This is a genomic window from Kitasatospora sp. NBC_01246 (assembly GCF_036226505.1).
Taxonomy (GTDB): domain Bacteria; phylum Actinomycetota; class Actinomycetes; order Streptomycetales; family Streptomycetaceae; genus Kitasatospora.
The window spans coordinates 4762723-4775526 of record NZ_CP108484.1; the positions used below are offsets into that span (position 1 = coordinate 4762723).

A 12804-nucleotide genomic window follows, 5' to 3' on the forward strand; every position below is an offset into this window, starting at 1 on the left:
GGCCGCCCTCAGGTCACCGCGGCGGCGTCAGACCGTCACCCGCAGCGTCCGCACGCTGTTGCTGATGAACGACCCGATCGGCTCCGGCGCGGGCCCCTCGGCCAGGGCGATCCCCGGGAAGCGGTCGAACAGGTACCGCAGCGCGGTCTCCGCCTCCATCCGGGCGAGTCCGGAGCCGAGGCAGAAGTGCGGGCCGTGGCCGAGCGACAGATGCCGGTTCGGCTGCCGGGTGATGTCGAAGCGGTCGGCGTCCGGGTAGTGCGCGGCGTCCCGGCCGGCGGACGCGTATGAGGCGAGCAGCGCCTCGCCACGCCGGATCACCACGTCGCCCACCGGGATGTCCTCGGTCGCGTACCGCAGCGGGAACTGCCCGACCGGCGAGTCGTACCGCAGCGTCTCCTCGACCACCGCGGACCACGGCTGCTCCCCGTCGAGCACCAGCCGCAGCTGCTCGGGGTGCGAGAGCAGGGCGCGGACGGCGTTGGTGATCAGGTTGAGGGTGGTCTCGTGCCCGGCCACCAGCATCAGCAGCAGCGTGCCAACGAGCTCCTGCTCGCTGAGCCGGTCCCCGGACTCGCGGGCGGCGATCAGGTCGGTGGTCAGGTCGTCGCCGGGTTCGGCGCGCTTGGCCTCGACCACGGAGGCGAGCAGCGCCTGGAGCCCCCGCTGGGCGGCGATCGCGGCGGCCGGGGTGGCGGAGCTGGAGACCAGGGTGTCGGAGAGCTCGTGCAGTTCGTCCTGCTGCTTGGGCGGCAGGCCCAGCAGTTCGCCGATGACCTGCATCGGCAGCGGGTAGGCGAAGTGCTCGCGCAGGTCGAACGGGCCCTCCAGCCCGGCGAGGTCGTCGAGCAGCGCCCGTGTGCGGGACTCGATGGCGGGCCGCAGTTCGGCGACCCGGCGCGGCGTGAAGGCCTGGGTGACCAGGCCGCGCAGCCGCCGGTGGTCCTCGCCGTCCACGGTGATCATGCCCGGCACGGTGACGAAGTTCAGCAGCGGCCATCCCTCGGGCAGCCGGCCCTCGGTGAAGGCGGTCCAGAGCTGCGGGTTCTTGCCCACCCGGGGGTCGGCGAGCAGCTCCTGGAGGGTGTCGTGCCGGGCTATCGCCCAGACCACCACCCCGCCAGGGAGTTCCACCAGGACCGCCGGGCCGGCCTCCCGGAGCCGGGCGTTCTCTCCGTGCTGGTCCCGTCCGAAGGGGTCGAGCCGGATGGGCTCGGGTCGGTGGCCGGGTCGGTCGAGCTCAGGGGCGGCGGTGTCCATGACGGCCTCTCGGGGGCTGGCGGGCGGGGCGGGGTGAAGGCGCTGTAGAGCACCGGCAGGCTGACCAGGGCGCGTGACCAGGGCGACGGGCGCCAGGCCAACTCGCTGGGTGGTACGGCCAGTTGGAGATCGGGAAGGCGATGCAGCAGGGTCTCGACGGCGGTCTCGACGATGATCCGGGCCGGGTGCTGGGCCGGGCAGACGTGCTTGCCGGCTCCCCAGGCCAGGTGCGCCCGGTTGCCGCCGAGCGAGCCGTGCGCGGCGGCCGAGGCGCCCTGGGCGGCCGGGTCGGCGTTGGCCGCGGCCAGGCCGAGCACGAGCATGTCGCCGGCGCTGATGTACTGGCCGCCGAGGACGGTGTCGCCGGTCGCCCACCGGCCGGGGAAGTTCTGCGTCGGCGGGTCGCGCCAGAGCACCTCCTCCAGCGCGTCGGAGACGGTGAGCCGGCCGCCGGTCAGGGTGGCCCGGAACCGGCGGTCGGTGAGCAGCAGCCGCAGGGTGTTGCCGGTCCAGTTGATGGTGGTCTCGTTGCCCGCGACCATCATCACCACCAGGTGGTGCACCGCCTCCTCGTCGCTGAGCGCGGCCGGGTGGGCCAGCAGCCAGGAGGTGAGGTCGGCCCCGGGCGTGGCGCGGCGGCGCCGGACGAGGTCGACCAGGATCGCCTGGAACTCCGCGCTGGCGCGCACGGAGTCCTTGCTGCTGTCGACGAAGTGGCTGATCAGCCCGACCAGGTGCGGTCCGGCCTCGGCGGGCAGTCCGATCAGCTGGGTGAAGACCAGCAGTGGCAGCCGACGGGCGTACTGCGCGATCAGGTCGGCGGTGCCGTCCGGGCCCCAGCTGTCGATCAGGGCGTCGGCGGCGGCCTCGGTGGTCTCGCGCAGCTGGCGGTGGTCGATCTCGGCCAGCGTGTCGGCGACGGCGGCGCGCAGCCGCTGGTGCTCGGCGCCGTCCAGGTTGAGCAGGGTGGGACGCCAGGCGGTCATCGGCAGCAGCCGGGAGTCGGCGGCCAGCCGGCCCTCGGCCGGGACCCTCCAGCGGCGCGAGTCCTTGGAGAACAGCGCCTCGTTGCGGGTGAGTTCGAGCAGTTCGGGGTAGCCGAGCACGAGCCAGGCCTCGACCCCCGGCTCCAGCTCGATCGGCGCGACCGGGCCGTACTGGGCCCGCAGCCGGGCGTACAGGCCGTGCGGGTCGTCGGCGACGGCGGCGCCGTACAGCCGGGGCAGCGGCACCCCGGCGGGCAGGGTCCCGGCCGCGTGCGCCGGGCAGCCGGGGGGTGCGGACAGCTGCCCGGCGGACGGCGGAACGGCCGTGCCCGGGTCGGGGGTCGTCATCGCTGGAGCTCCAGTACGGCGGTGGAGTGCAGATGGTCGACGAAGTCGATCAGCAGGTCGTACGCGGCCCGGCGGTCCCGGGCGTCGCAGTACAGGATCGGTACGTCGGGCAGCAGGTCGAGGGCGGAGCGCAGCTCCTCCTCGGGGTAACTCGGGGTGTCCGGGAAGGTGTTGACGGCGACCGCGAACGGGATCCGCTGCTCCTCCAGCCGGCCGAGCACGTCGAAGCTCTCGTCCGGGCGGCGCAGGTCGACCATCGCGATGGCGCCGAGCGCGCCGCGCGACAGGTCGTCCCAGAGCGGCCAGAACCGCTGCTGCCCGGGGGTGCCGAAGAGGTAGAGGGCGAGCCGGGGGTTGAGCGTGATCCGGCCGAAGTCCAGCGCGACCGTGGTGGTGGTCTTGCCCGGCCGCCCGGTGAGGTCGTCGATGCCGCTGCTGGCGGCCGTCATGGTCTCCTCGGTGCGCAGCGGCGTGATCTCGCTCAGTGCGCCGACCAGGGTGGTCTTGCCGACCCCGAACGGGCCGGTGACCAGGATCTTCACGGCGCCCTGGACGGACGGCGGCAGGTACTGGGGCTCCGGCGCCGAGGGCTCGGCGGTGCGCGGGTCAGCGGAGTTGGCGGAGGCCAACGAGCACCTCTTCCAGGAGGGTTGCGGGCAGGCGTTCGGCCTGCGGGACGGGCGGGAGCACCTGGACGGCGCCGAGGTCCCAGAGGTCGCCGACCAGCACCTTGACGACGCCGAGCGGCAGCCCGAGGTAGGCGGCCACCTCGGCGACCGACAGCAGGCTGCGGCAGAGGTCCAGGATGCGCTGGTGCTCGCGGTTGAGCAGGGCGTCCTCGGGGAGGTCGGGCCGGTCGGGTAAGGCGCTGACCAGGCTCTCGACGGCGAGCGCGGACCGGGTGGGCCGGCTGCGGCCGCCGGTGATCACATAGGGCCGGACCGGCCCGTTCACCGCCGGCCCCCCGCCGCGTGATCGACGCGCGGCGGGCTGGTGAGGTGGCTGCCGATCCGCTCGACGAGGACCTGCATCTGGTAGGCGACCAGGCCGGCGTCGACCGCCTCGCCGGTCACCACGGCCAGGTGGGCCCCGGCCCCGGCGGCGACCACGAAGAGGTAGCCGCCGCCGTACTCGATGACGATCTGGCGGGTGGCGCTGCCGTGGCCGCCGAAGCCCTGGGCGACGCCGCGGGCCAGCGACTGCAGGCCCGAGCAGGCGGCGGCGAGCCGCTCGGCGTCCTCGCGCAGGATGCCCGCGCTGCGGCCGATCTCCAGGCCGTCGTTGGACACCACGACGGCGTGCTGGACCTCGGGGACGGAGATGATGTCGGCGAGCAGCCAGCCGAGATCAGGGGTGGTGGTCATGGAACTCTCCGAAGCGCTGGGGGAGCTGGGGGGAAGCGGGCAGGGAACGGTGGGGCTGGGCCTGCGTCCGGGCGGCCGACCGGCCGTCGGCGGTGCCGGCCTGGAACATCGCCATGAACGCCCGGGCATCCTGCGCCGACCGGTAGGGCGGGGCGGGCGCCGGCGGGGGAGCGGCCGGCGAGGCGTGGCGGTTGGAGCGGTCGCGCCGGTGGCTCCGGCGGGGAAGCGGCGGCGGAGCGGCGGGGCCGGCCGGCGGGGTCTCCACCAGGGGGTGTGCGGTGGTCCGCGGATGTCCGCCCGGGTAGGGGGAGGCCGGGTTCCGGTGGGGGTCGGCCGGGAACGCCGGGTCGTCGGGGCCGAGGCCCGGGACGGTCGGCGGGAGCGGCTCGGTGAGCAGCGCGTTCGGCAGCAGCACCACGACCCGGACCCCGCCGTACGGGGAGGGCGCCGAACTGAGGGTGACCCGGAACCCGTACTGCTCGGCGAGCCGGCCGACCGCGGCCAGGCCCAGCTGCGGCACCTCGCCGAGGCGGGACACCTCCAGCGAGGTGCCGCCGGCCAGCGCCGAGGCCGCCTTGGCGACGGCCGGCTCGGGCATCCCGACGCCGCCGTCGTCGATCTCGACGACGGCGCCGTTGTGGACGGGCATCAGCGTCACGAACACCTGGGTGCTGGGCGGTGAGTAGCGGGTGGCGTTGTCCAGCAGCTCGGCCACGGCGTGGATGAGCGCCTCGGCGGCGGCGCCGACCACGGCGGTCTCGATCCGGCTGCGGACCACCACCCGCTGGAAGGGCAGGATGCGCGACTGGGCACCGCGCACCACGTCCTCCAGCGAGACCGGTTCGGGCCAGTGCCGCCCGGCCCGGGCGCCGCACAGGACGGCCAGGGTCTGGGCGAGGCGGGCCTGTTGGGCGGCGGCGTGGTCGGCCTTGAGCAGGCCCTCCAGCAGCGCCGGGTCGTCGTGGGTGCGCTCCATCTCGTCGAGCAGGGCCTGCTGGTCGTGGGCCATCACGAGGATCCGGCGGGCCACGCTGAGGAAGGCCCGCTGGGTGGAGGCGTTGAGTTCCTGCTCCTGCTGGACGGCCGCCAGTTCGCTGCCCCGGCGGGCGAGTTCGACGGCGAGCTGGTCCTGGAGGCGGGCGTTCTCGCGCTGCTGCCGGTCGGCCCGGCGGCGCTGGGTGACGGAGACGGCGCGGTAGCGGGCGGCGGCCACGAGGGCGAGGGCGGCGAGAACGCCGGTTGCCGTTGCACACCACTGAGTCATCGTCACGCCGCGAATTCTAGGGTGATGATCCTACGAAGGTGTGAACGGATCTCGCCAAGTGACCGGATCTCGTCAATATCCCGTCCATACGACGTCAATCCGACCTGCTTCCGGCCCGGCCGCGCCCCGCCCGGGGCCGCTCCCCCGGCCCCGTCGGAGGCTCACTGAACCGGCGAACTCCGGTGCAGCAACAGCAGAGCGACGTCGTCCGGCCGGGAGCGGCGCTCGGTCACGTTGAGGGTGAGCAGATCGGCGAGGCGCTCCAGGGCGGCGGCCGGGCCGAGCCGGACCGGACCGGCCTGCCGGGCCCACAGTTCCAGCCCGCCGAGCATCCGCTGCACCGACTCGTCGTAGTCCTCCTCGCGGTCCTCGACCAGCCCGTCCGTGTAGACCAGCAGCGTCTCGCCGACCGCCAGGTGCCCGACCGTCAAGTGGTACGGCTGCCCCGGGTCCACGCCCAGCGGCGGGCCGCCCGGCAGGTCCAGTTCGACGGCCGCGGCGTCCGGCGCGATCCGGACCGGCGAGGGGTGACCGGCCCGGGCCGCCCGGACCGTCCCGTCGGCGGGGTCGAGGGTGAGGTAGAGGCAGGTGGCGAAGAGGTCGGTGTCGAGTTCGGACAGCAGCCGGCTGGTCCGGGCCAGGGTGGCGGCCGGGTCGTGGCCGTCGGTGGCGTACGCGCGCAGACCGCTGCGCAGCTGGCCCATCACGGCGGTGGCCTCGGCGTTGTGGCCCTGGACGTCGCCGATCACCAGGCCGATCCGGCCGTCCGGCAGCCGCAGCAGGTCGTACCAGTCGCCGCCGATCTGCATGCCCTCGGTGCTGGGCAGGTAGCGCGCGGCGCTGGCGATCCCGGGCAGCCGGGGCAGGGTGCGCGGCAGCATGGCGCGCTGCAGCTCGGTGGCCCGGTGGTGGTGGGTGTCGTAGAGCCGGGCGCGCTCCAGGGACTGCGCCAGGATGCCGGCGAAGGCGGAGTAGAGGGTGCGGTCCTCGCGGCCGAAGACCCGTTCGGTGGAGAAGGTGATCAGGCAGGAGCCGACCTGTCGCCCGGAGGCGACCAGCGGCAGCACCGCCCAGGACGCCGGGGTCAGTGGCCCGCCGCCGCCCGGCCGGGTGGTGGCGGGCTCGCTGAACAGCGGGGCGGAGCGGGCCAGCGAGTGCTGCATCACGCCCTCGGAGAGGTCGGCCAGCCGGGTCAGCTCGGTCCGGCGCGGGCCGCCGTACACGGTGTGCGAGACGGGCAGCAGCCGGCCCTCGTCGACCAGGTCGAGCACGATGCTGGCGGCGCCGAACGCCGGCCGGGCCACGTCGGTCACCGCGGTGGTCACGTCCCGGACGGTGACCGCGCGGGACAGCGCGCGGGTGAGCGCCAGCAGCAGCGCCGAGCGGGCGCCGGCCGCCGGGGCGCCGCCGCCCCCTCCGCCGCCGGCCGCCTCCTCCGCGGGGGCGCCCGCGCGGTCCCGGTCGGCCAGCAGCCCGGCGACCCGGACCGGCCGGCGGTGCACGTCCAGCATCACCTCACCGGTCTCCTCGATCCGGATCACACCGCCGTCGCGGCGCGGCACCCGGTACTCGATCCGGTACGGGCCGCCGGTGGCGAGTGCCTCGGCGAGGGCGGCCTGGACGTCCGGGAGGTCCTCGGGGTGGACCAGCCCGTCCAGGTCGGGTGCGGTGGGCGGGCCGTCGGGCGGCACGGGGCGGTCGACCACACGGTAGGCGGTGGCGTCCCAGAAGGTCTCGCCGGTCACCAGATCGCGCTCGAAGGCGCCGTGCCCGGCGGACCGGACGGCGAGCGAGAGCATCGGGTGGGCCAGTGCGGCGGACCGCCCGTCCGTACCGGCCTCGCCGCCGGGCCCCGGGTGGGCCGTCCCGGCCGGGCGGGCCCCCGCCCGCGCGCTGTCGAGCAGATGGGCGAGCCGGTGGGCGCAGGCGTCGCCGAGCGTCTCCAGCACGTCCAGATCGCGGCGGGGGACGGTGCCCCGGTGGGCGAGGGCGAGGGCGAGCACGCCGATCGGCCGTTCGTCGACGATCATCGGCAGGGCGATCAGCGCGACCATTCCGGTGCCCATACCGGCATTGCGGTTGGGATAGTCGACGCTGGTGCGCTCCGGACTGAGCAGGTACGGGCGGCGCAGTCGCAGGGCCGTCGCGGCGGGCAGCTCGCTCGCCGGATCGATGACGCCGTAGCGCTCGTGGACCCAGTCGGGCAGGCCGTGCGAGGCGGTGAGCCGGAGCATTCCGGCGCTGTCCAGCAGGTAGAGCGCGGAGCCCTCACCGGTGATCCAGCCCGGGCCCTCGGCGAGCACGGTCCCGAGGAGTTCGGCGGCGGTGGTGCAGCCGAGCAGTAACCGGACACAGCGCATCGCGCTGCGCGCGGTGGGGCTGCTGCGCGGGGCCCGGCTCTCGTCCTCGGAGGGGGGAAGCCACGGTGAGGTCAGGTCCATGGGATTTCCCGGCCTTTCCGTCGCCTTGTCGGGCACCCAATTCTTCATACCTCATTTCCGATGCCGGTGAAGGGTGACCCGGACGGCGCACCGGTGCCGGGGAGCGGACGCCGGTCGTGCCCTGCCCGGCCGCTCCGACCGGGTGGTCCGCCGTGGTCCGGCCGGCCCGCCGCGCGGGGTGCGCCGGGTGCGGCGCCCGGCCGGGGGAACTCACGGAGCCCGGGCGCGCGGTGGGGGCGGGGCTCAGGCCCCGGGCCAGTTCCGGAGGCCGCCGGTGAGGAGGGTGATCAGGCGGTCCTGGGTGTCGGAGAGGTTCTCGGCGAGCTGGAACCCGCCGCCGATCGACAGCGAGGCGAAGCCGTGGGCGACCGAGCGGACGGTCCGGGCGGCGTGGACGGCCTCGGAGCCCTCCAGCCCGTAGCCGCGGAGCACCGCGAGGATCACCCCGACCAGCCGGCCGCCCGCCCTGGTCAGGTCGTCGTCCGGCTGCGGGGCCTGCGGCAGCGCGGTGTACCGGTGCGGGTACTCGGTGGCGTAGCCGTGGTAGGCCCGCAGGACGGCGGCGACGGCGTCGTCCCCGCCGCGGCCGAGGGCGGCCTCGGCGAGCCGGTCGGCGAGTTCCTCGGTGACCCGGACGGCGATCAGCCGGCGCAGCTCGGCGAGTCCGCCGCTGACGTGCTTGTACAGCGAGGGGGTGGCCACCCGGGCCCGTCCGGCGACGGCGGCCAGGGTGAGGGCCTCGGGGCCCTGTTCGTCGATGAGGGCGAGGGCGTGGTCGACGACCTGCTCGGGGGTCAGTCCGACTCGGGGCATGGTGCGGTCTCCGTGGGCGAGGTAGCGGGCGGGCTCGGGCCGGCGCGGCGCGGAAGGGCGGGCTCAGGCCAGCTCGGCGAGGAAGGGCAGCAGGGCGTCGGCGGTGGCCTGCGGCCGGTCGGCCATCGGGTAGTGCCCGGAGCCCTCGATCATCACCTTGCGGCCGTTCAGCGCGGCGGCCTGCCGGTCGGCGACCAGCTCGGGGTCGGGGAAGTCGGGGTCCTTGGTGCCCATCACGACCAGCGCCGGGCAGCTCACGGCGGCGGTCCAGCCGTTCGGCGCGGAGTCCCCGCGCACGTAGCCCCGGGTGGCCTGCTTGCGGCCCGGCGTGCGCATCGCGGCGACCAGTCCGTCCACGTAGGCGTCGAAGTCGGCCGGCTTGGGACCGGGGTACGCCATCTTGCGGTGGTAGAGGCCCCAGAACGCGGGCGAGTGCACCAGCAGGACGCCCATCGCGCCGAACATCGCGCGCTGCAGCGCGTTCGGCGGGTTCTCGACGAAGGCGTCCACCAGGACGATCCCGGCCACCCGCTCCGGCGCGTCCCCGGCCACCTTGACCACCGTCGCACCGGCGTAGGAGTTGCCGAGCAGCGTGGCGCGGTCGATGCCGAGGTGGTCCAGCAGGGCCAGGACGTCGGTGGCGATCGCGGCCGGCGTGTAGTCGTCCCAGGCGATCGAGGACTCGCCGAAGCCGCGCAGGTCCAGGGTGATCACCCGGTGGCCCGCGGCCACCAGCAGCGGGCGCAGGTGCCGGTACGCGGCACGGCTGTCGAGCATCCCGGGGAGCAGGACGAGGGGGGTGCCGTCGCCCTGCTCGGTGTCGTCGAAGGCCAGCCGGCCGCCGGGGACGTCGAGGTACTGGGTGCTGGGGGTGAAGGTGCCGGGCATGTGGGCCTCCTCGGTCCGCGGGGCTGTCGGCGTTGCACCGATAGCCATAAAGCTAAGGCTAATAGCCTTAGCCGTCAACCCCTTGACCGGCCGGACCCCCGGGGTGGCCCCGGTGCCGCGGCTCAGACCCCCTCCACCTTGAACGGGTCGTGCTCGGCGAGCAGCTTCTCCAGCCGCGCCTGGTCCACCCGGGTGACGATCTCGTTGGTCTCCTGCCGGTCCCGGATCACTTTGGCCAGGGTGAAGGCGGAGGTGACGGTGTAGAGCAGGCCGACCGCGAGGAAGGCGCGGGTCCAGCCGCCGACCGGCAGATAGGCGATGCCGACGGCGAGGGCGCCGCCGGAGAGGGCGAAGGAGAGGACGGCCTGGAGGTGGTACGCGGCCGTGGTGCGTGACTGCATCGGTGCGTTCATGGCGCCAGGATCGCCGCGCCGGGAGCGCCGCACATGAGTAGGAGTACTCAAGTGGGGGACCGTTCGTTGACGTCCCCTCACGTTCGGTAGTGTCAGTTGCCGTCGATCCGCCCAAATCGCCCATCAGGTCACGTACCGTCCGGGTAGTATCCGGCTGTCCCGAACGGACGGCTTGGAATCAGAGGCTCCTAGGATTAACGTTTGATAACGCAGCGCGGTTCGTAACGCCGTACCCAGACGGCACCGTGCGCCGTCGCCTAATCCCGCCGGCCGGCCTCCGGGCAGGCCAGGGAGCCGGGGAACCATGTTCCTTGGGGTGAATCGGCCGGGCCCAGGCCCAGCCGTAGGAGACCTTCCTGCTCCGAACCCGTCAGCTAACCCGGTAGGCGCGAAGGAAGGAAAGGAGCGCGCCTCCGTGGCGTCGTCGCACTCTCCGGCACACCTGCCCGGCTCCCCCGCCGGCACCCAGCTGCTCGACCACCCCTGGCCGCCCGCCCACCCGGGCGAGTTCGGCGGGTCCGGCGTCGAGACCGGGCCGCAGGCCCCCGACAGCAACCGGCACCGGATGCCCCGTCAGACCCGCGGCACCGCCCCGCTGCTCGGCGTCACCGCCGTGGCCGCCACCCTCGGTGCGACCGGCTTCGCCTCCGCCACCCCGGCCGCCGCCCCCGCCGTCGAGGTCCCGGACGAGACCCCGGTCGCGCTCGCCGCGGACCCGGGCCTCGCGCTCGCCGCCCGGATCCAGCAGCAGGCCGACAGCCAGCGCACCGCCGCCGAGGAGGGCGCCCGCCTGCAGGCCGCCAAGGAGGCCGAGGTCAAGCGCGCGGCCCAGCAGCAGGAGGCCAAGCGGGCCGCGGAGGAGGCCGAGAAGGCCAAGCTCGCCGCCATCGAGCTGCCGGTGCGCGACTACCACCTCTCGGCCCACTACGGCCAGAGCGCCTCCTACTGGGCCCACCTGCACACCGGCCTGGACTTCGCCGCCGACACCGGCACCCCGGTCTACGCGGTCGGCCAGGGCACCATCACCTCGGCCGGCTGGGCCGGGTCGTACGGCTACCGGATCGTCGAGACGCTGCCCGACGGCACCGAGATCTGGTACTGCCACCTCTCCTCGATCATCAAGGGCTCCGGCAAGGTCGTCCCCGGCCAGCAGCTCGGCAAGGTGGGGGCCACCGGCAACGTCACCGGCCCGCACCTGCACCTGGAGGTCCGCCCCGGCGGCGGTGCCCCGGTCGACCCGGAGAGCTGGTTCGAGCAGCGCGGCGTGACCCCCTGACCGGCGTCACCTTCTGACAGCCCGCCGCGGTGCCCCGGCCGTCGTCACGACGGCCGGGGCACCGCGGCGTCTCAGGCCCCGGCGGCCGCGTCGGCCCCGTCCGGCCGGTCGGCGGACCCGTGCACGTGCCCGTCCCCGGGCGCGTAGCCGTCCTCGTCCCCGTACTCGTCGTCCCCGTACTCCCCGGCCTCCTCCGCCTCGCCGGGTGCCCCGGGCAGCTGCGCCAGGTACGCGTCGATCTCCTCCTGGCCCGGCTCCGGGGCCAGCTCCGGGAACTCCTCCACCAGCAGCCGCGGCAGCCCCGGCACCGTCCACTCGCCGAAGAGGTCCAGCGCGGCCTCGACGGCGGCCTCCTCGAACGCCCCGAAGTCCCCGGCCAGCTCGTCGGGCATCGGCCGGCCCTGCGCGGTGAGCTCCTCCAGGTTGCGGTAGCTGCGCCGCATCAGCCCCTGCTCCAGCAGCCGCCGGGCACCGTCGGTGGCCATCCCGACGCTGAGCGGCCGGGCGCCGTCCCAGCCCCCGTCGTCCACCGGGTCCAGCGCGCCCGCCGCCTCCAGCCGCTCGTAGGCGGCCGCCCGGTCCTCCGGCGCCAGCTCCCGGAACGCCTCCAGCCAGGCCCGGACCGCCGCCCCGTCGGCCGGGTCCACCCCGTCCGCGCGCAGCAGCAGCGTGTACAGCCGGGGCCAGGTCACCAGGTCGGCGCGGCGCAGCAGCCCGGCGGCCACCTCGCCCTGCCACTCGGCCTCCGCGTGCAGCCGCTCCTGCCGCTTGGCGTTCAGCCGCTTCGCCGCCCGCTGGTGGTCGATCAGCAGCCGCACCGCGGCGCCGTACGCCAGCGGGTCCTGCTCCGGCTCGGGCTGGACGTACAGGTAGAGCCGCTCGTACAGCAGTTGTTCCACGGCGTCCGAGGTCAGCTCCGGCCAGCCGTCACGCATCCTGCCCTCACCCAGCTCCAGCAGCGCCAGCACCGCCCGCACCGGCGCCTCGGCCACCGGCGGGTGGCCGTGCGCCTGCGCCCAGGCGAGCAGTTCGGCGGCTTTGGTGCGCGGGGCGAGCCGCAGGTCTTCTTCTTCCATGTCACGTAAGGTAACCGGAAAGCCCGGGTAGGGTCGGCAGGCATGGTCCCCGTCCGACTCACCGGCCCCCGCCTGGCCATCCGCGAGTTCCACCACAGCGCCGCCGACGTCGACGCCCTGTACGCGGTGTTCGGCGACCGGGAGGCCACCCGCTACCTCCCGTTCGAGCCGCGTGACCGCGAGGACTGCGCCGACCAGATCGAGCAGTACCTGGAGGAGGCGCAGCAGGACGAGCGGACGGTCTACCGGCTGGCCGTCACCCGCCGCGCCGACGCGGACGCCCCGTCCCGGGCCGTCCCGATCGGCAACGCCGCCCTCACGCTCGGCGGCCACCGCAGCGCCGACCTCGGCTACGCGCTGCGCCCGGACACCTGGGGCAACGGCTACGCGGGCGAGATCACCGGGCTGCTCTGCGACTTCGCCTTCGGCCCGCTCGGGCTGCACCGGCTGGTCGCCCGGGTGGACGTGGAGAACACGGCCTCGGTCCGGGTGCTCATCCGGGCCGGCTTCCGTCTGGAGGGCCGGATCCGGCACGACGTGCACCTGCGCGGCTGCTGGCGCGACTCCTTCCAGTACTCGCTGCTCGCCCACGAGTGGCCCCGGGTGGGGGGTTAACCCCCGGCCCGCTTCACGGGGGAGCCGGATGTCCGCCCGGCCCGGCCTTTGACAGGGTTG

13 protein-coding genes and 1 riboswitch are annotated in these 12804 nt (G+C 74.8%); of the genes, 2 read left to right on the plus strand and 11 right to left on the minus strand.

Annotation, left to right across the window (positions count from 1 at the left end):
• Positions 1-27: 27 nt before the first annotated feature.
• The 10 genes from OG618_RS20870 to OG618_RS20915 form a co-directional block, all read right to left on the minus strand.
• The gene (locus tag OG618_RS20870; protein ID WP_329489050.1) at positions 28-1134 is read right to left on the minus strand and encodes a cytochrome P450 family protein; all 1107 of its coding nucleotides are present in this window, start codon (positions 1132-1134) and stop codon (positions 28-30) included.
• Positions 1098-2594 carry a cytochrome P450 gene (locus OG618_RS20875; RefSeq protein ID WP_329489051.1) on the minus strand — a complete coding sequence of 499 codons (1497 nt, stop codon included), beginning with the start codon at positions 2592-2594 and terminating at the stop codon, positions 1098-1100. The genes OG618_RS20870 and OG618_RS20875 overlap by 37 nt, the downstream gene beginning before the upstream one ends.
• Positions 2591-3223, minus strand: a complete 633-nt coding sequence (locus OG618_RS20880) for a GTP-binding protein (protein ID WP_329489052.1) — start codon at positions 3221-3223, stop codon at positions 2591-2593. The genes OG618_RS20875 and OG618_RS20880 overlap by 4 nt, the downstream gene beginning before the upstream one ends.
• Positions 3201-3548, minus strand: a complete 348-nt coding sequence (locus OG618_RS20885) for a DUF742 domain-containing protein (RefSeq protein WP_329489053.1) — start codon at positions 3546-3548, stop codon at positions 3201-3203. The genes OG618_RS20880 and OG618_RS20885 overlap by 23 nt, the downstream gene beginning before the upstream one ends.
• On the minus strand, positions 3545-3958 hold the full coding sequence (locus OG618_RS20890) for a roadblock/LC7 domain-containing protein (RefSeq protein ID WP_329489055.1): 414 nt from the start codon (positions 3956-3958) through the stop codon (positions 3545-3547). Before OG618_RS20890 ends, OG618_RS20885 begins: the two co-directional genes overlap by 4 nt.
• Entirely contained in the window at positions 3942-5222 is a 1281-nt protein-coding gene (locus OG618_RS20895) for a sensor histidine kinase (RefSeq protein ID WP_329492194.1), read from the minus strand. The genes OG618_RS20890 and OG618_RS20895 overlap by 17 nt, the downstream gene beginning before the upstream one ends.
• Before the next feature lie 161 nt (positions 5223-5383).
• The gene (locus OG618_RS20900; protein ID WP_329489056.1) at positions 5384-7663 is read right to left on the minus strand and encodes a SpoIIE family protein phosphatase; all 2280 of its coding nucleotides are present in this window, start codon (positions 7661-7663) and stop codon (positions 5384-5386) included.
• Between the two features lie 243 nt (positions 7664-7906).
• On the minus strand, positions 7907-8476 hold the full coding sequence (locus OG618_RS20905) for a TetR/AcrR family transcriptional regulator (RefSeq protein ID WP_329489057.1): 570 nt from the start codon (positions 8474-8476) through the stop codon (positions 7907-7909).
• Between the two features lie 63 nt (positions 8477-8539).
• On the minus strand, positions 8540-9412 hold the full coding sequence (locus OG618_RS20910; RefSeq protein WP_329489058.1) for an alpha/beta fold hydrolase: 873 nt from the start codon (positions 9410-9412) through the stop codon (positions 8540-8542).
• A 74-nt stretch (positions 9413-9486) separates the two neighbouring features.
• Positions 9487-9777 (minus strand): YiaA/YiaB family inner membrane protein, encoded by a 291-nt coding sequence (locus OG618_RS20915; RefSeq protein WP_329489059.1) that lies wholly within the window; start codon positions 9775-9777, stop codon positions 9487-9489.
• Positions 9778-10021: 244 nt separating this feature from the next.
• Positions 10022-10180, plus strand: a riboswitch (cyclic di-AMP (ydaO/yuaA leader).
• A gap of 12 nt (positions 10181-10192) precedes the next feature.
• Between OG618_RS20915 and OG618_RS20920 the strand changes: the two genes are divergently transcribed.
• Complete coding sequence (locus tag OG618_RS20920; protein ID WP_329489060.1) at positions 10193-11053, plus strand: M23 family metallopeptidase; 861 nt, start codon at positions 10193-10195, stop codon at positions 11051-11053.
• A 71-nt stretch (positions 11054-11124) separates the two neighbouring features.
• On the opposite strand, the gene OG618_RS20925 is transcribed toward OG618_RS20920, so the two are convergent.
• The gene (locus OG618_RS20925; RefSeq protein ID WP_329489062.1) at positions 11125-12129 is read right to left on the minus strand and encodes a hypothetical protein; all 1005 of its coding nucleotides are present in this window, start codon (positions 12127-12129) and stop codon (positions 11125-11127) included.
• Between the two features lie 42 nt (positions 12130-12171).
• Here OG618_RS20925 and OG618_RS20930 point away from each other — a divergent pair, with 42 nt between their 5' ends.
• Entirely contained in the window at positions 12172-12744 is a 573-nt protein-coding gene (locus OG618_RS20930; RefSeq protein WP_329489063.1) for a GNAT family N-acetyltransferase, read from the plus strand.
• Positions 12745-12804: the final 60 nt, after the last annotated feature.